The following is a 16,856-nucleotide window of genomic DNA, read 5'->3' on the forward strand; positions in this document are numbered from 1 at the left end:
GGTGTATCAGGGTTAATGCCCGCCTGTGGATAAGGAATTTGGCGGGATAACAGGCGCATCTTGAATGTGTCACAGAAGCAATGGCGTGGGGCAAGAGGGCAGCCAAGACCGGACCCCGCGTCTGGAGGACTTAAAGCGATGAGCATCAATATCGGACCGGCAGAGACAGACGATCTGCGCCCCCGCATCACCGTCATCGGAATTGGCGGCGCTGGCGGCAACGCCATTGCCAACATGATCGCATCGGAGATCGAGGGTGTCGATTTCATCGTCGCCAACACCGACGCGCAGGCGCTCAGCACCAGCCCGGCGGAAACCCGCATCCAGCTTGGCCCGGATATCACCGGAGGCCTTGGTGCAGGTGCGCGTCCCGAAGTGGGCAAGGCTGCCGCCGAGGAAACCGTCGCCGAGATCGAAGAAGCGCTCGATGGCGTCAACATGGTGTTCATCGCGGCAGGTATGGGCGGGGGCACCGGAACGGGTGCTGCGCCGGTGATCGCCGAAGCTGCCCGCCGCAAGGGCGTGCTGACCGTGGGCGTGGTGACCAAGCCGTTCCTGTTCGAAGGCACCCGCCGGATGCGCGCCGCCGAAGCGGGCATCGCCGAATTGCAGGATCACGTCGACACGCTGATCGTGATCCCGAACCAGAACCTGTTCCTTGTCGCCAAGCCGGAAACCACCTTCAAGGAAGCGTTCCAGCTGGCTGACGAAGTGCTGCAACAGGGTGTGCGTTCGATCACCGACCTGATGGTGATGCCGGGCCTGATCAACCTCGACTTTGCCGATGTCCGCTCGGTGATGAGCGAGATGGGCAAGGCCATGATGGGCACGGGTGAGGGCGAAGGCGAAAACCGCGCGCTCGACGCTGCCGAACAGGCGATAGCCAACCCGCTGCTCGACGGTGTTTCGATGCAAGGCGCCAAGGGCGTGATCATCTCGATCATTGGCGGCGAAGACATGAAGCTGATGGAAGTCGATGAGGCCGCGAACCACATTCGCGATCTGGTCGACGAAGATGCCAACATCATCTGGGGTAGTGCATTCAACCCTGATCTCTCGGGCAAGATCCGCGTTTCCGTGGTCGCGACCGGCATCGAAGCTGGTGCTGCCAGTGACGCTCCTCGCACCGCCACTTCTGCTTTCGGCGGCTCACGTGCGCCCAAGCGCCCCGTGCTGGAATTGGGCGGTGAGGATGAGAGCCCGGCGGAAGAGCCTGCTGCGACGGAGACGCCCGAGGAGTCCTTCGCTCCGCGCATTCCTGCGATCCCCGATCCGGTGTCCGAGGCGATGGAAGCCGATGACGAGGAAGACGGATTTGAGGACGGCGGCTTTGGCGATACCGGCGGTGACGAAGAGGCATCGGCCGACGCCGAACCGTTCGACCTGACCGGTATGCAAGCCGGGGACGAGATGGGTGAAGAGGAAGACGATGTCGACGGCATCATTGATCCTCTCGCCGGTCCGCGCGGCGCCGACGATGAAGACGGTTATTCGGGCTTTGGTGGCGGAAGCTATTCCGACAGCGACGATGACGCGGCTGAGGAACTGGGCAGCTCTTCCTATGGCGAGGACACCGGTGAGGACGCCGCGGAAGACACGCTGGACCTTGGTGGCGAATATGCCGAATACGACGAATCGAATGGTGCGCAGCCGGCAGAAACTGACAGCAGCGACGATCTGCTGGAAAATGCCGATCGCCTTGCCGAAGAGGACAAGCCCGTCACTCCTTCCGCCCGGCGTGCGGCCATCCTCGGCCCTGGTGGTGGCCCTTCGGCCGGCAGCACGCTGTTCGAGCGCATGGCCAATCTGTCCCGTTCCTCGGGCTCGGATGACGAAGATGACGATGATGGCGACGGTGACGATACGCCCGCGCTCAGCATCCCGCGCTTCCTCGGTCGCCAGAACAACCAGTAGTTCCTGCCGAACCAAACCCTGCCCGCGCGGCTGATCGAAACCGTGGAGCGGTTCGTCCCGCGTTGCGGATTTGAGGGCTGGATTGCCGGGGTTTGTGCGCTAGCGGGGGCGATGTGACAATGTATCGACGTTTTCTCCCCCTTCGCACCGCCATCTCAGCGGCTCTTTGTTGCGGCGTTTTCGCGCCAGTTGCGGCGCAGGATTCGACTTCGCGCGAAGTCGTCCAGCCGCTGCCATCGCCCGAAGTCCAGCGGCTCAACCGCGCCTTGCTCGAACTGGCACGCCAGCCACGCCGCGTAAGCGCCCTGCTGGAGGCTGCTGATGCGTCTCTGGCGGTTGACGATCTGGACGCGGCGGCCGGATTTTATGGCCAGGCTGCCGACATCGAGCCAGACGATCCGAGGGTCAAGCTGGGCCTCGCGAAGGTCTACCTGCGCAGCGGCATGCCATTGGAAGCAATGCCGATGCTCAACGCGGCCCTGACGGCCGGGGCCAGTCCGCGCGACGTTTTGAGCGATCAGGCGCTCGCTTTTGATCTGATCGGGGATCAGGCATCGGCGCAGGCAGCATATCGGCGTGCGATCGAACTGAACCCGCAAGATGACGAGGCACGCCGCAGGCTTGCCCTGAGCCATGCGATATCGGGCAACGAGGCTGCGTTTCAGGAAACGCTCGCTCCTCTGCTTGAGGCGCGGGACATAGCCGCCTTTCGCGCGCGGGCGTTCGGGCTTGCGATCATGGGGCAGCAGGAGCGTGCCGAAGGGATCGTCAATCAGGTCATGCCGCGCGATCTCGCCCTGCGGATCAATCCCTATCTCGCCTATATGCCGCGCCTGACGGCAACGCAGCAGGCGGCGGCGGCCAATCTCGGAATTTTTCCGCGGGTGGCGGATATCGGACGGGAAGACCCGCGCATTGCCCGTTTTGCCCGCGAAGGTGCAGCCGGATCACGGTTGGAGCCGTCGGGTGAGCCATTCGGGACAGCGCCCGCACCCGCCACAACTGTCGCAGCGGCCCCGCTACCCACACCGGCAGCAACGCCAGCGCCCGCGCGAACGCAGCCGACCACTGCTCCGACCCCCGCGCAAGCCCCTGCTCTGGCCCCCTCACAAGCAGCGTCGAGGCCACAGGTCGAGCGCGCCCGTCCTGCCGAGGCTACTCCTTCTGCAACTCTGCCTGCAATCGCGGTCCGGGAAGCGGAGGCTCCACCCGCCCGTTCGGAGCCTGCAAGTGTGGCTGACGCCTTTGCCGATCTGGGAAATGGCGAATTGCCCGTGGCAGCGGGGACGGGCGGTGCGGTGAACATCGCCGCCATCGATATCCCGCGTGAAGTCGCGCCGGAGCCGGAGCCTGCACCACCGGCGCATCCCCGCCGGATCTGGGTGCAACTGGCCACCGGGCGCGACACCGACGCGTTGCGCTTCGACTGGCGAAGGATCCAGCGCAGCGCGCCCGATCTGCTGGGCAGGTTCAAGCCTCATGTTACCCCGTGGGGGCAGGCCAATCGCCTGCTTGCAGGCCCGATCGGCAGTCGCGAGGCAGCTCGCGAGCTGATCAATGCATTGGCGGAAAAGGGGGTTGAGACTTTTTCCTATACCAGCCCCGAAGGCACCGAAATTCAGGAACTTAAGTAGTGTCTTGCGATCATCCACGGGTTTCTTTGCACAAGCTTTGAACAAGCCAGAACACTTCTCCCCAGCGCGAAAACGGGGACGGATTGCCAAGCGGCAGGGTTAACGGGCATTCCGCATCCTGATGCAAGACACCTCTCCCCCTATGTCCGCTCCGGACCTGAAAGCGTCAGCATGATGCCGCGCGAAACCGAATATGCCGCCGAAGAGGACGCAGCTCCTGTCGAGATGCTGGCCGCGTTGTTCAAAGCGCGCGGCTGGGAGTGCGAGATCGTCTCCGACGAGGAAATGGTGGGCGAGGTGCAGGGCAGCTGGGCCAAATACCAGCTGCGGGCGATCTGGCGCAGCGAAGACAATGTCCTGCAATTTCTCTGCCTGCCCGACATCCGCGTGACGCAGGAAAAGAAGCAAAGTGCATTCGAGCTGTTGAGCCTCGTCAATGAACAGATGTGGCTCGGCCATTTCGACATCTGGTCGAACGGCGATGTGCTGCTGTATCGCCACGGCGTGCTGCTGGGCGATGAGGGCATGCTTTCGATCCAGCAGGCTCAGGCTCTGGTGGAGACCGCGATCGACGAATGCGACCGGTTCTATCCGGCGTTCCAGTTCGTGCTGTGGGGCGATAAGACCCCGCGCGCCGCGTTGGAGGCGGCGATGGTGGATGCATTGGGCGAAGCCTGATCGGTCTGGCGGGAGGATGCCATGCACAGACAGCTTCTGATTATCGGATGCGGAAACATGGGCGGCGCGATGCTGGCAGGATGGCTTGCCGCCGGCATGGACCCTGCCCGTTTTGCCGTGCTCGATCCGGCGCTTGAGACAGCGCCCGAAGGCGTTGCGCTTTATCGCTCTGTTGCCGAGGCCGAAGCGGCTAGTGAGCATGATGCGGTGATGCTGGGGTTCAAACCGCAGCAACTCGGACAACTCGCCCCCGGAATACAGTCGGTTTGCGGCGATGGCATTGCGGTTACTTCCTTGCTCGCAGGGATCACGCTGGCGCAGTTGCGGGCTTCCTTTCCGAACGCCTCGGCCCACGTCCGCGTAATGCCGAACCTTGCCGCACGCATAAAAAAATCGCCGGTGATCCTGATGGAAGCCGGCCTTGATGATGCCGGGCGGAGCGCCGCGTTCGCCCTGTTCGATGCGCTCGGCACGGCGGTATGGCTCGAAGATGAAAGCCGGTTCGATCTGGTTACTGCCCTCGCCGGGTCAGGGCCGGGTTTCGTCTATCGCTTTATCGATGCGCTCGCGCGCGCCGGGGCCGATCTGGGGCTGGACCGGGAGCAAGCCGATGCGCTGGCGCTGGCCATGGTCGAAGGGGCAGCATCGCTGGCAGCGGCATCCGATTTTTCGCCCGGCGAGCTGGCGGATCGGGTGGCAAGTCCGGGCGGAATGACCCGCGAAGGGTTGAATGTGCTGGATGAGGGCGGAGCGCTGGTGGAACTTCTCACCCGCACGCTTGCGGCGACAAGGGATCGCGGCGCGGAATTGTCCAAGGGCGATAGTTGAACGACTTGTTAAGCATGGGGCGTGAAAAAATGAACGACATTCGTCGATCCTCGCCCGGTTTCGCTTGAAAATGAGACGCAATGCACCGATATTGCGTAGCATAAGACGCGTATGGTCGCGTCATTATTGGAGACTCCATTAGTGGAGAAAGGGATCCAGAATGTCTGATTGGAATGACACTCAGCGTAGCGGACAGGCTTTCGGCTCCGTACCCCGGGCCGGCGGTGATGTTGCAGGGCGCGCCACCTATGACGAGGGCCTGCGTTCGTACATGCTCTTGATCTACAATTACATGGCATCGGGCGTGCTGCTGACCGGCATCGTGGCCCTTTCCGCGGCAATGACAGGCATCGCCTATGCGCTGGCAAGCGGCCCGCTCATGTGGATCGTCGCACTCGCACCGCTGGGCTTCATCCTCGCGATGAATTTCGGCCTGCACAAGATGAGCCAGGGCACGCTTCAGGTGCTGTTCTGGTCGTTCGCGGTCGTCATGGGCCTCTCGCTTTCGACGATTTTCCTCGTGTTCACCGGTGAATCGATCGCGGTGACGTTCTTTGCGACGGCGGGAGCTTTCGCCGGACTCTCGCTCTACGGTTACACCACCAAGAAGGACTTGTCGGGCTTCGGCACGTTCCTGATCATGGGTGTGATCGGCCTGCTTATCGCCAGCGTGGTCAACATCTTCCTGCAGTCGGAAGCCATGGCCTTCGTGATCAGCGCAATCGGCGTGCTCGTTTTCGCAGGCCTTACCGCCTACGACACGCAGCGCCTGAAGAACGATTACCAGTATCTGCGCGGGACCGAATTCATGGGCAAGGCCGTGATCATGGGCGCTACCAGCCTGTATCTCGACTTCGTCAACATGTTCATGTTCCTGCTGAACTTCCTGGGTAGCCGCGAATAATCGGCGCTGACGCCTCGCCACGGGGCGTCAAACCAGACTGTTGAAATCGCAATGCCCGGAACCTTCTTCGAGGTTTCGGGCATTTGCTTTGTCATCTGCCGCGCCTAACAAGGCTTTTGACAAGTGTCCGAAATGTTCTTCAGTGAAGAGCAAGGCTGGAACGCGCATGGGTGCATTTGCCGCGTATGCCGGTCCGGGGGGACACAAGGATGAGAGACAGCTTGCCAATGAGCACACAGCCAAAGTCCGTAGGCTTCACAGCGCCGATCAGGATCACCACCATCGCCGTTACCGTCGCATTGCTGGGCGCCTGTGCGACTCCCGCGCCGCCTCCGCCGCCGCCCCCTCCGCCGCCGCCTCCACCCCCGGCAGTTGAGACGACACCGTATCGCCCGCTTCCTCCGGGCGGGGCCGCTTACGTCATGGAAATCCCGCGCCGAAATGCGATGGGGCAGCGCCAGACAATCAATCTCGGCATCACCGATGATGAACGCGTCTGGCACTTCCGCTCCGCCTGGAACGTCGCCGCGCTCAACTGCACCGCGGCGCAGTACGATCCGATCCTGACTGCATACAGCGACTACATCAGCAAGCATCAGCGCACTCTGGGTCAGGTGAACGAGCGCATCGACCGGGCCTATCGCCAGCAATTGGGCGCTCGGCGGGCAGGTATGCTTGCGCGCGAAGAGCGCATGACTGCGGTCTACAACTTCTTCGCCCTGCCGCCGGCCCGCGCGCGCTTCTGCCGCGCCGCGCTCGACATTTCGAACCGCTACCTGCTCGCGCCGGTCGATCCTGTCGGTTTCGCGAACGAGAATTTCGCGCTGGTCGAAGAGCCGTTCGAGCTGTTCTTCCAGGAATATGAGCAATACCAGCGCGCCTCCGCCGCCTGGGACGCGAAGTGGGGGGCGATGTTCGGCCCGTCGCAACCGGGCTGGGTCGCGGTGCAGGAAGCGCGGGCAAAGGGCATACCCGTACCCACCGCAGGCACAAGCGACCCTTCGGCGACGCTGGCCAATCCGGCTGCTACCGCCGGCATGGTAACCGATCCCGAAACAGGGGTGGCCGTGCCGGTCGTGCCGGTTCAGGAGAATTTCGTGTCGCAGCCGGTGGTGGAACCGGTTGCCAGCGGGCAGGACGGCTCCACTCCAAGGTAGCGGCACCCGATTGCCAGCCGCATCGGCGCACGCTATTTGCGCCGAACCATGATTTGTGGGGCCGTAGCTCAGTTGGGAGAGCGCGTCGTTCGCAATGACGAGGTCAGGGGTTCGATTCCCCTCGGCTCCACCAGTTTTCTAGCTTCGCCAGAAAACCGGATTCCTTGTTTTCGCCCTCAAGCGCCGGGCGCAGCGCGTCCGCGCAGCTTGGCTTTCCTCGCATAGGCTCGGGCGCGCGTTCGCGCTTGCGGCCCTTCGGGCCGATATAGTTTCCTCTTTTCGCCCGGGTCTTTACATCGCTTGCCGTCAGCTTGGCTGGACGCTATCTCCCTCACCACACTTCGGTAACGGGAATGCGGTTCAAATCCGCAGCTGTCCCTGCAACTGTAAGCGGTGAGTATCGGGTTTGCGTGCCTTTTTGACGGGAGGGGCGCAGCCACTGGGGCCGAAAAGTCCTGGGAAGGTGAAAACCCGAATACGGCGATCCGCAAGCCAGGAGACCGACCGGAGCGTGTCGCTTGTTGCCTCGCTCAGGGATTGGTGCGGCGCGAAGTTCTTTCGTTTCGAGCGACGACTTGGAAATCGCCGTGGGGATGACCCCTGCGGCGAATGTTGTTGCTCAATCGGAAGGGATGCCGATGAAGTCGAAAATACTGTGCGGAGCCGCGCTGCTGGCTCTGGGATGGAACGCACCTGCCTTGGCGCAGGAGCGGGCCGCGGGTGTTTGCTATGTCACTGGTGATGGCGAACCCTATGAGGAAATGCTGCTGTGCTATCCGGGTGACGTGATCATTGTGCCGGGTAGCCGGGCCGGCGATGTAAGCCTTGGCAATTTCACTGGCTCTGCCACCATTGTTTCTCCCGAACAGATCGAACAGCGCCAGATACGCGACATCGCCGATGTGCTGCGCGATGTGCCGGGGGTGGCTGTCTCCAGCGTAGCCGGGCAGACGCAGCTGCGCCTGCGCGGGTCGGAGGCGAACCATGTCCTTGTGCTGGTCGACGGAATCGAAGTGTCCGATCCGTTCGCGGGCGAATTCGATATTGGCGCGCTTCAGGCTGAAATCGGATCACGGGTCGAAGTGCTGCGCGGGCCGCAATCCGCGCTCTACGGCACGGATTCGATCGGCGGCGTCATCGCCTATGAAAGCGGCGCTTTCTCAGGCTTCGGCGGCAGGATCGAAGCGGGAACCAATGACACACTCAACGGCGCCATGCGCTGGGGCATGGACAAAGGAGGCGTACGCGCCTCGCTTTCGGGCACCATCGTCAGCACCGATGGCGAACCGAATGCACGGGGCGGCTGGCGGGACATCGGGCGCGACAGCTACACGCTTGCAGGCAAGCTGGCAGCGGATGTCACAGACACGCTCACCCTGCGCGCGGTTGCTAGGTACGTTCTCACCAAAGGGGAGTTCAACGATCAGGATTTTGATCCGACCAGCCCGACATTCGGCTTCGTAGTCGACAGTCCCGACACCAGGTTCGAGAACGAGGCGATCTATGCGCTTGTCGGGGCTCGGCTGAAGACGCTGGAAGGGCGCTGGACCCATGATCTGTCCGTCCAGATAGCAGACATCACTCGCGACACCTTCGGCCCTTTCGGCCCCAGCAATTCATCGGAGGGCGACAGGGTGAAAGCTTCCTATGTCAGCGCCTTCCGACTGGCTGACGAGCACACGCTGACATTTGCGGCCGATTGGGAGCGCGAGCGGTTCCGCAACACCACGCCGGGCGGCTTCGCCTTCAACGGGCGTCGCCAGATCGAGAACACCGGGCTGGTGGGCGAGTACCGCTATGACGGGGAGCGTTTCGATTTTTCGGCGGCCTTGCGCCACGATTTCAACGATCGTTTTGCTGACGAAACCACGTTCCGCATCGGCGCAGGATACCGGGTGACGGATACCACCCGTGTCCGCGCCAGCGCGGGGTCGGGGATCAAGAACCCCGGCTTTTTCGAGCTGTTCGGCTTCGTCGATGGGCGCTTCATCGGCAATGCCGATTTGCAGCCGGAGAAATCGACCAGTTGGGAAATCGGCCTGGACCAGGACCTCGGCGATGCCGCGCGGCTTTCGGTGACCTATTTCAACGCCGAGCTTGAGGATGAGATCTTCACCACCTTCCCACCTCCGACATTCACTGCCACCCCGGCTAATGCCGCCACGAAGAGCAAGCAGCAGGGCGTCGAATTGGCATTGTCGGCCAGTCTCAGCCCGCAGTGGAGCGTGAATGCCGCCTACAGCTATGTCGATGCCGAGGAAAACGGCCTTGCCGAAGTGCGCCGCCCGGAAAGCATCGCCAGCGCCGCGCTGACATGGACGCATCCGCAGGACAAGGCATCGGCAACCCTCGTGGTGCGCCACAATGGCGAAGCTGTCGATCTCGCCTTCACCGAACCCAGCTTCGTTCCGGTGCGGGCCGTGCTCGACGATTACACGCTGGTAAACCTCAATGCGCGGGTGAAGCTGGCAGAGGGGATCAACGGTTTCGGCCGGATCGAAAACCTGCTGGATGAACGCTACGAGCAAGTCTTCAGCTTCGTATCGCCGGGCCGCACGGCGGTGATCGGGATCGAGGCACGTTTTTGAGTTCCGCACCCCATCCGGGGTGCGAAATCCTCGCTCACGCGACCTGAAGGTCGCATCGCTGCGGGCGGCCAGTCGGCCTTGCGGCCCTTCGGGCCGGGTCACTGCCGCCCAAAGCCCTCGCAATTGCAGCAGGAAAGGCTTATGCGGCGCCCATGCATTTCCTCGATCAGGCCAAAATCTATCTCAAATCTGGCGCGGGGGGACCGGGAGCGGTCTCTTTCCGGCGCGAGAAGTATGTCGAGTACGGCGGCCCTGACGGCGGCAACGGGGGCCGTGGCGGCGATATCGTGTTCGAAGCTGTGGCCGGCCTCAACACTCTGATCGACTTCCGCTACACCCAGCATTTCAAGGCCGCGCGCGGTGGCCATGGCATGGGCAAGGACCGCACCGGCGCCAGTGCCAAGCCGCTGGTGATCAAAGTGCCCGTGGGTACGCAGATTCTTTCGGATGAGAAGGACGAGGTGCTCGCCGATTTCACCGAAGTCGGCCAGCGGATCACTTTCCTCGAAGGCGGTTTGGGCGGGCGCGGAAACGCATCCTACAAGACCGCGACCAATCGCGCGCCGCGTCAGCATCAGCCGGGCCTGCCGGGTGAGGAAATGTGGGTCTGGTTGCGCCTGAAGCTGCTTGCCGATGTCGGCCTTGTCGGCCTGCCCAATGCGGGCAAATCGACCTTCATCAACGCAGTATCCAATGCCCAGGCCAAGGTTGGCGATTATGCCTTCACAACGCTGATCCCCAAGCTGGGAGTGGTGCGCCACAAGGGCCGCGAATTCGTACTCGCCGACATTCCCGGCCTGATCGAAGGCGCAGCGGATGGTGCCGGGATCGGGGACCGGTTCCTTGGCCATATCGAACGCTGCCGGGTGCTGATCCACCTGATCGACATCGCCGGGGAAGACCCGGTGGAGGCGATGCAGATCGTGCAGGGCGAACTCGAAGCCTATGGCGCGGGGCTTGAGGACAAGCCGCAACTGGTCGCTCTGAACAAGCTCGATCTTGCCGACAGCGAACTGGGCGCAGCCTTTGCCGACGAATTGATCGCGGCGGGGGCCGAGCAGGTCTTTACCGTGTCGGGCGCGAGCGGGGCTGGGATCGAACCGCTGCTGGACGCTGTGCTGTCCTATCTGCCCGATCGCACCGCGACCGAGACCAAGGCCGTCGAGGTCGAAGACGAAAACGATGACGACGGCGAATGGTCGCCGATCTGATGCCATGGCGATCACTGCGATAAAGGATATCGCGCAGGCAAGGCGCGTGGTGGTGAAGATCGGCAGCGCGCTGCTGGTCGAAGCGGGCGAGCCCGCGGCGGCGCGCCTGAGCTCGCTTGCCGAGGAAATCCACGCCCTGCGCAGCGAAGGCGTGCAGGTGATTGTCGTCAGTTCAGGCGCGATCGCTTTGGGCGCAGCCCGGCTGAACTTGCCCAAAGGCGGGCGTGCGAGCCTTGCCGATGCGCAGGCCGCGGCTTCGGTGGGGCAGGTGGCGCTGGCGCAATTGTGGGCCGGGGCACTTGAGCGTCATGGGATCACGGCGGCGCAGATGCTGGTGACGCTCGGTGATCTTGAGGAGAGGCGGCGGTACCTAAACGCGGCGGCCACGCTAGAGCGACTGCTGGAGGCGGGCGCTGTGCCTGTGGTGAACGAGAACGACAGCGTCGCCACCGAGGAAATCCGGTTCGGCGACAATGACAGGTTAGCCGCGCGCGTGGCGCAGGCGGCGAATGCCGATGCCGTGCTGCTGCTGTCTGATGTCGACGGGCTGTATGATCGCCCACCCAGCCAGCCGGGTGCGCAACTGATCAATCGGGTCGAAGGGGTGACGCCGGAAGTCATCGCCATGGCGACCGGCGATTCCTCCTCGGGCATGGGATCGGGCGGGATGCTGTCAAAGCTGCAGGCTGCGCGCATTGCCGAGCGCGCCGGGATCATGCTGGCTATCATCAATGGCAAGCAGGAATCGCCGATCTCGAACGCGGTTGCGGCGGATCGCGGCACGGTTTTCCTGCCCGTTCGCAGCGACAGCGCGCGCAAGGCATGGCTGGGCGGGCGGCTCGCGCCTGAGGGCGTGCTGACCGTCGATGCGGGATGCGTCGCCGCGCTGGCCGATGGGGCAAGTCTGCTTGCTGCCGGGCTGGTCGAAGTGGAAGGCAGTTTCCAGCGAGGCGCGCTGGTGAGCCTGCACGGGCCGAAGGGAGAGCGGCTGGGGCAGGGGCTGGTCGAATATTCGTCAGACGAATGCCGCGCGATTGCCGGGCTGAAGCAGGCGGAGCAGGAAGCGCGGCTGGGATATGCCCCGCGTGCCGCCGTCGTCCACCGCGATCATATGGTGCAGGGGTAGGACGGTCATGGCCAAGCTCTTCACCTTAGCGATCACCGGGGCGACCGGCTTTGTCGGCTCGGCAGTGATCGACGCTTCCGGTGATTACGACGTGCGCGCGTTGACCCGGCGCGACCAGCCGGTTCGCGATGGTGTGATATGGGTGCAGGGGACACTCAACGACACGCAAGCACTCGCGTCCCTATGCGAAGGGGCCGATGCGGTGATCCATATCGCCGGGCTAACCAACACCCCCGACATTGCCGAATTCGAAGTGGCGAATGTGACGGGTACTGCCAATTTGATCGCCGCAGCCAAGGCAGCCAAGGTGAAACGGCTGGTCTTCGTCTCGTCGCTTTCGGCCCGCGAGCCGCAGCTTTCCGCTTATGGCGCGTCCAAGGCAAAGGCTGAGGAACTGGTGCAGGCGAGCCATCTCGACTGGACGATCGTTCGCCCCCCGGCGGTTTACGGCCCGCGCGATGTCGACATGTTCGAACTGTTTCGTTCGGCGAAGATGGGGATTGTCCCGCTCCCGCCGCGCGGCGCGACTTCGATCATCCATGTTGACGATCTCGCCGTGCTGCTGCTGGCCCTGGCCGAGCAGCGGGGCATGAACCGGATTTTCGAACCCGATGACGGGCGTGAAGGCGGATGGTCGCATCAGGAACTGGCGCAGGCAATCGGGCGAGCGGTGGGCAAGCGCCGCGTCTTCGCTCCGCACCTGCCCAAGGGTGTGTTGAACATCGCCGCGAGCGCCGACAGGCTGCTGCGCGGGGACAAGGCCAAGCTTACCGCCGACCGCGTGGGTTACATGTGCCACCCCAACTGGGTCGTGCGATCAGACCGTCGCCCACAAGCCGGATTCTGGCAGCCGCAGATCAGCGGCGAGGATGGGCTGAAGGCGACGGCAGATTGGTATACCCGCGAGGGCTGGCTTTAGCGCCTAGAGGAACGGTTCCTCGCCCGGCTTGTGAATGCCGCATTCGGTCTTGTCCCAGCCTTTCCAGCGGCCAGAACGCGGGTCTTCGCCCGGTGCGACCTTGTGGGTGCAGGGCTCGCAACCGATTGAGGGGAAACCGCGCGCCACGAGCGGATGCCGGGGCAGGTCATGCTCCTCGAAATAGGCTGCGATATCCTGCGCGCTCCAATCGATCAGCGGATTGATCTTTAGCCGCCCTTGCGCATCCGACGTGTCCAGTTCGAACCGGGGCAGATTGGCGCGGGTTGATGACTGGAAGCTTTTGCGGCCGGTGACGCTCGCGTCGAAATTCTCCAGCGCCCTTGCCAGCGGCTTGACCTTGCGGATTTCGCAGCAGCCATCGGGATCGTAGGACCACCTGAGGCCGGTTTCGTCCTGCCGTGCCAGATCGTCAGCGTTGGGGCTGAGGATTTGCAGATTGGTGAGGCCGATCCGCTCCACCAGCAGATCGCGATATTCCAGCGTCTCGGCAAAATGCTTGCCCGTGTCGAGGAACAGCACCGGGATGTTCGGGTCGACCTGCGCCACCAGATGCAGCAGCACCGCGCTTTCCGCGCCAAAGCTGGAAACGATGGCGATGTCGCCCGCCAGATTGTCCTTGATCACCGCTTCGAGCCATTCCTGCGTCGAGGAACCGCGAAACATCCGGTTGAGCCGCACGGCGTCATGCTCGGTAAAGCGGGGCGAGGCGTCGAGCCGGTCGATCTTGCGCACTTCGTTCATTCGCCTGCTCCATGGCGCAATTGCACTATTGTCCGGCGGCCATCGGTGGTGCGCTGATAGACGTTTTCCCATGTGGCAAAGGCGCGGCGTGCGTCTTCGGGATCAAGCGGCTTGTCCGGCGCGAAGGCATCGAACCCGCAACGGCGCATGTGCGAAAGCTGATCGATCAGAACATCGCCGACCGCGCGCAATTCGCCGGCGTAGCCCGCTTCGCGCAGGATGCGGGCAGCAGAATAGCCGCGCCCGTCGGCAAAGCTTGGAAAGTTGATTTCCACCAGCGCCAGCCGATCAAGATAGGGCAGCAGCGCACGTGCATCGTCGCCCGGCTCGATCCGCACGGCGGTGGCGTTGGTCTGATCGCAGCAGGCATCGACGGTGACGGTGCCGTGATCCACCGGCTCGTCATTGCGGAAACGGAATTGCACCTCATCGGGGCTTTTGCCGAGGTCTTCAGCCATACAGCGCCTCCTTGAACGGCTCCATGCCGATGCGGCGATAGGTGTCGAGGAAACGCTCCCCATCCTGACGTTGCGCGAGATAGAGGTCGGTCACTTTCTCGACCGCTTCGATCACGCCGTCTTCGGTGAAGCCGGGGCCGGTGATCTTGGCTAGGCTGACGTCCTCTGCCTCCGATCCGCCGAGCGAAAGCTGGTAGTTTTCGACGCCCTTCTTGTCGACGCCAAGGATGCCGATATGGCCCGCGTGATGGTGCCCGCAGGCGTTGATGCAGCCCGAAATCTTCACCTTCAGCTCGCCCAGTTGCCCAGTCTTACCGCTGGCATCGAACCGTTCACTGATACGCTGTGCCAGCGGGATCGAACGGGCATTTGCAAGGCTGCAATAATCAAGGCCGGGGCAGGCGATGATATCCTCCACCGTGTCCATATTGGGTGCGCCAAGGCCTGCCTCGTCCAGCGCGGCCCACAGCGCGTGGAGATCGGCGATGCGGACATGCGGCAGGACGATGTTTTGCGTGTGCATCACCCGCAATTCGTCAAAGCTGTATCGCTTGGCGAGGCTGGCGATGAGGCGCATCTGTTCGCCGGTCGCGTCGCCAGGAATACCGCCAACCGGCTTCAGCGAAATCACCGCGCTGACATAGCTGTCGTGCTTGTGCCGATGGGTGTTGCGATCGACCCACAGGGCGAAATCCGGGTCGGAACGGTCCACCTGCTTTGGGCCTTCTTCGAACGGAGGATCGGCAAAGAACGGCTTGATCCGTTCCAGTTCCTCGCGCGGGGGCTCCACGCCTTGCAGGAGCATATGCGCGAATTCTTCCTCGACCTGGCGGGTGTATTCCTCCGCCCCCAGTTCATGGACGAGGATCTTGATCCGCGCCTTGTACTTGTTGTCGCGGCGGCCATAGCGGTTGTAGACGCGAAGGCACGCCTCGGCATAGGTGATCAGCTGATCGAGCGGCACGAAATCGCGGATCATCGGCGCGATCATAGGGGTGCGGCCCATGCCGCCGCCGACGAAGAAGCGCGCGCCGATCTCGCCCTGCTGTTCAACGATCTGGATGCCGATGTCGTGCAGCCGCATGGCGGCACGGTCTTTCTCGCTCGCGATTACCGCGATCTTGAACTTACGCGGCAGATAGGTGAATTCCGGGTGGAAGCTCGACCATTGCCGCAGCAATTCGGCATAGGGGCGCGGGTCTACCAGTTCGTCGTGCGCGGCGCCTGCGAAATGATCGGACGAGATGTTGCGGATGCAGTTCCCGCTGGTCTGGATCGCGTGCATTTCGACCTTGGCCAAATCGGCCAGGATGTCGGCGGCGTCTTCAAGCCTGATCCAGTTGTATTGCAGATTCTGGCGCGTGGTGAAGTGGCCGTATCCGCGATCATACTTGTCCGCGATATCGCCCAGCGCCGTCATTTGCGCCGAATTCAGCGTGCCATAGGGGATTGCGACGCGCAGCATGTAGGCGTGGAGCTGCAGATAAAGCCCGTTCATCAACCGCAAGGGCTTGAACTGGTCTTCGGTCAGCTTGCCTTCGAGCCGGCGACGCGCCTGATCGCGGAATTCCGCCACGCGGGCATCGACCATCGCCTGATCGTATTGGTCATAACGGTACATTTCAGATCACCCAGTCGATCGCTTCGGGGGATTGCGGCTTCAGCGTGAGGTCGGGCCGGACTGTCGGGCCAAGCGCGCGGATGCGGTCCTTGATATGGGCCGGGCGCACCTTGCCGTCTTCGTCATGCGCGGCATCAATCGCGTAGGGCACGTTGACGCGGCGCAGCGCCTCCTCGCGGGCGATGATTTCCGCTGCGTGCTCGCCCACATCGACGGCATCATCGACATAGAGCGACCAGTTTTCGCCGTCCCACCAGACGACCGCGCCGGACTTGAGATCATTTCCGGTGAGTATCTTCATGCGCGCGCCTCCACCGCCAGTTGGGCGAGAGTTGCATCCTCGCGCGCGGTGACGTCGCCGATGACGATGAGCGCGGGTGATTTCACCTGTTCGCGCGCGACCAGATCGGGAAGTTCCGCCAGAAGCCCGCGCATCACGCGCATTTCGGGGCGAGCGGCATTTTCGATCACGGCAAGCGGGACATCGGGGGCCAACCCGTCCGCCATCAGCTTCTCAGCAATCTGCGGCGCGGTCTTGATGCCCATGTAGATCACCAGCGTGCGACCCTTGCCTGCAAGGCCCGACCAGTCCTGTTCGGACAGCCCCTTGCACTGGCCGGCGACAAAGCTGACGATGCTGGAGGCATCGCGGTGCGTCAGCGCGATCTGGGCAGCAGCGGCGGCTCCGTTCGCGGCGCTGATGCCCGGCACGATCTCCACCGGCACGCCGTACGCGCGGGCAAGCTCGGCTTCTTCGCCGCCGCGACCGAAGATCAGCGGATCGCCGCCCTTCAGCCGCACGACGTCAAGGCCCGCCTGTGCCTCGCGCACCAGCAGTAGGTTGATTTCTTCCTGCGGCAAAGTGTGGTGCGCGCGGCTCTTCGCTACTGAAACGAGCCGCGCGCGAGGGGAACACAGTGACAGGATTTCGCGGCTGACAAGGCCATCGTGCACCACCACTTCGGCGGTGGAGAGCAGCCGCGCCGCGCGCAGGGTCAGCAGGTCGGGATCACCCGGGCCAGCGCCCACAAGAAAGATTGTACCGGTTTTCATGCC

Annotated in this window: 15 protein-coding genes, 1 tRNA gene and 1 riboswitch; of the genes, 11 read left to right on the plus strand and 5 right to left on the minus strand. The window is 63.2% G+C overall.

The annotated features are described in order from the left end of the window. Positions 1-138: 138 nt before the first annotated feature. The 11 genes from ftsZ to L1K66_RS06975 all read left to right on the plus strand — a co-directional run bounded on the left by ftsZ (position 139) and on the right by L1K66_RS06975 (position 12,959). Complete coding sequence (gene ftsZ / locus L1K66_RS06925) at positions 139-1,914, plus strand: cell division protein FtsZ (protein ID WP_252260206.1); 1,776 nt, start codon at positions 139-141, stop codon at positions 1,912-1,914. Positions 1,915-2,033: 119 nt separating this feature from the next. After that, complete coding sequence (locus L1K66_RS06930; RefSeq protein ID WP_252260207.1) at positions 2,034-3,548, plus strand: tetratricopeptide repeat protein; 1,515 nt, start codon at positions 2,034-2,036, stop codon at positions 3,546-3,548. Positions 3,549-3,719: 171 nt separating this feature from the next. Continuing rightward, positions 3,720-4,226 carry a type III secretion system chaperone family protein gene (locus tag L1K66_RS06935; protein ID WP_252260208.1) on the plus strand — a complete coding sequence of 169 codons (507 nt, stop codon included), beginning with the start codon at positions 3,720-3,722 and terminating at the stop codon, positions 4,224-4,226. A gap of 21 nt (positions 4,227-4,247) precedes the next feature. After that, positions 4,248-5,054 carry a pyrroline-5-carboxylate reductase gene (gene proC / locus L1K66_RS06940; protein ID WP_252260209.1) on the plus strand — a complete coding sequence of 269 codons (807 nt, stop codon included), beginning with the start codon at positions 4,248-4,250 and terminating at the stop codon, positions 5,052-5,054. A gap of 160 nt (positions 5,055-5,214) precedes the next feature. Further along, complete coding sequence (locus L1K66_RS06945) at positions 5,215-5,958, plus strand: Bax inhibitor-1/YccA family protein (protein WP_252260210.1); 744 nt, start codon at positions 5,215-5,217, stop codon at positions 5,956-5,958. Positions 5,959-6,185: 227 nt separating this feature from the next. Then, positions 6,186-7,115: a hypothetical protein gene (locus L1K66_RS06950; protein ID WP_252260211.1), complete on the plus strand. Its 930-nt coding sequence runs from the start codon at positions 6,186-6,188 to the stop codon at positions 7,113-7,115. Between the two features lie 57 nt (positions 7,116-7,172). Beyond that, positions 7,173-7,248 (plus strand) — tRNA-Ala (locus L1K66_RS06955). Between the two features lie 192 nt (positions 7,249-7,440). Next, positions 7,441-7,638, plus strand: a riboswitch (cobalamin riboswitch). Positions 7,639-7,753: 115 nt separating this feature from the next. Beyond that, the gene (locus L1K66_RS06960; protein WP_252260212.1) at positions 7,754-9,703 is read left to right on the plus strand and encodes a TonB-dependent receptor plug domain-containing protein; all 1,950 of its coding nucleotides are present in this window, start codon (positions 7,754-7,756) and stop codon (positions 9,701-9,703) included. A 152-nt stretch (positions 9,704-9,855) separates the two neighbouring features. Further along, positions 9,856-10,914 carry a GTPase ObgE gene (obgE, locus tag L1K66_RS06965; RefSeq protein ID WP_252260213.1) on the plus strand — a complete coding sequence of 353 codons (1,059 nt, stop codon included), beginning with the start codon at positions 9,856-9,858 and terminating at the stop codon, positions 10,912-10,914. 4 nt (positions 10,915-10,918) lie between these two features. After that, positions 10,919-12,040: a glutamate 5-kinase gene (gene proB, locus L1K66_RS06970; RefSeq protein ID WP_252260451.1), complete on the plus strand. Its 1,122-nt coding sequence runs from the start codon at positions 10,919-10,921 to the stop codon at positions 12,038-12,040. Between the two features lie 7 nt (positions 12,041-12,047). Then, entirely contained in the window at positions 12,048-12,959 is a 912-nt protein-coding gene (locus tag L1K66_RS06975; protein WP_252260214.1) for an NAD-dependent epimerase/dehydratase family protein, read from the plus strand. 3 nt (positions 12,960-12,962) lie between these two features. On the opposite strand, the gene L1K66_RS06980 is transcribed toward L1K66_RS06975, so the two are convergent. The 5 genes from L1K66_RS06980 to cobA are packed head-to-tail and all read right to left on the minus strand — an operon-like array spanning position 12,963 to position 16,853. Next, a complete protein-coding gene (locus L1K66_RS06980) occupies positions 12,963-13,721 on the minus strand; it encodes a phosphoadenylyl-sulfate reductase (protein WP_252260215.1) in 759 nt (252 codons plus the stop codon). Next, on the minus strand, positions 13,718-14,179 hold the full coding sequence (locus tag L1K66_RS06985; RefSeq protein ID WP_252260216.1) for a DUF934 domain-containing protein: 462 nt from the start codon (positions 14,177-14,179) through the stop codon (positions 13,718-13,720). Before L1K66_RS06985 ends, L1K66_RS06980 begins: the two co-directional genes overlap by 4 nt. After that, positions 14,172-15,800, minus strand: coding sequence for a nitrite/sulfite reductase (locus L1K66_RS06990; RefSeq protein ID WP_252260217.1), 1,629 nt, complete (start codon positions 15,798-15,800; stop codon positions 14,172-14,174). The genes L1K66_RS06985 and L1K66_RS06990 overlap by 8 nt, the downstream gene beginning before the upstream one ends. 1 nt (position 15,801) lies before the next feature. Further along, positions 15,802-16,101: a DUF2849 domain-containing protein gene (locus tag L1K66_RS06995; RefSeq protein ID WP_252260218.1), complete on the minus strand. Its 300-nt coding sequence runs from the start codon at positions 16,099-16,101 to the stop codon at positions 15,802-15,804. Then, on the minus strand, positions 16,098-16,853 hold the full coding sequence (gene cobA, locus L1K66_RS07000; RefSeq protein WP_252260219.1) for a uroporphyrinogen-III C-methyltransferase: 756 nt from the start codon (positions 16,851-16,853) through the stop codon (positions 16,098-16,100). The genes L1K66_RS06995 and cobA overlap by 4 nt, the downstream gene beginning before the upstream one ends. Positions 16,854-16,856 lie beyond the last annotated feature (3 nt).

Source organism: Erythrobacter aurantius (genome assembly GCF_023823125.1).
GTDB classification, from domain to species: Bacteria; Pseudomonadota; Alphaproteobacteria; order Sphingomonadales; family Sphingomonadaceae; genus Erythrobacter; species Erythrobacter aurantius.

What these genes read in the sequence shown, in the direction of transcription:
- cobA (WP_252260219.1), bottom strand. Translation starts at nt 16,853, where the DNA reads ATGAAAACCGGTACAATCTTTCTTGTGGGCGCTGGCCCGGGTGATCCC.
- L1K66_RS06950 (WP_252260211.1), top strand. Translation starts at nt 6,186, where the DNA reads ATGAGCACACAGCCAAAGTCCGTAGGCTTCACAGCGCCGATCAGGATC.
- L1K66_RS06935 (WP_252260208.1), top strand. Translation starts at nt 3,720, where the DNA reads ATGATGCCGCGCGAAACCGAATATGCCGCCGAAGAGGACGCAGCTCCT.
- L1K66_RS06990 (WP_252260217.1), bottom strand. Translation starts at nt 15,800, where the DNA reads ATGTACCGTTATGACCAATACGATCAGGCGATGGTCGATGCCCGCGTG.
- L1K66_RS06930 (WP_252260207.1), top strand. Translation starts at nt 2,034, where the DNA reads ATGTATCGACGTTTTCTCCCCCTTCGCACCGCCATCTCAGCGGCTCTT.
- L1K66_RS06995 (WP_252260218.1), bottom strand. Translation starts at nt 16,101, where the DNA reads ATGAAGATACTCACCGGAAATGATCTCAAGTCCGGCGCGGTCGTCTGG.
- L1K66_RS06960 (WP_252260212.1), top strand. Translation starts at nt 7,754, where the DNA reads ATGAAGTCGAAAATACTGTGCGGAGCCGCGCTGCTGGCTCTGGGATGG.
- proC (WP_252260209.1), top strand. Translation starts at nt 4,248, where the DNA reads ATGCACAGACAGCTTCTGATTATCGGATGCGGAAACATGGGCGGCGCG.
- L1K66_RS06975 (WP_252260214.1), top strand. Translation starts at nt 12,048, where the DNA reads ATGGCCAAGCTCTTCACCTTAGCGATCACCGGGGCGACCGGCTTTGTC.
- L1K66_RS06985 (WP_252260216.1), bottom strand. Translation starts at nt 14,179, where the DNA reads ATGGCTGAAGACCTCGGCAAAAGCCCCGATGAGGTGCAATTCCGTTTC.
- L1K66_RS06980 (WP_252260215.1), bottom strand. Translation starts at nt 13,721, where the DNA reads ATGAACGAAGTGCGCAAGATCGACCGGCTCGACGCCTCGCCCCGCTTT.
- obgE (WP_252260213.1), top strand. Translation starts at nt 9,856, where the DNA reads ATGCATTTCCTCGATCAGGCCAAAATCTATCTCAAATCTGGCGCGGGG.
- L1K66_RS06945 (WP_252260210.1), top strand. Translation starts at nt 5,215, where the DNA reads ATGTCTGATTGGAATGACACTCAGCGTAGCGGACAGGCTTTCGGCTCC.
- ftsZ (WP_252260206.1), top strand. Translation starts at nt 139, where the DNA reads ATGAGCATCAATATCGGACCGGCAGAGACAGACGATCTGCGCCCCCGC.
- proB (WP_252260451.1), top strand. Translation starts at nt 10,919, where the DNA reads ATGGCGATCACTGCGATAAAGGATATCGCGCAGGCAAGGCGCGTGGTG.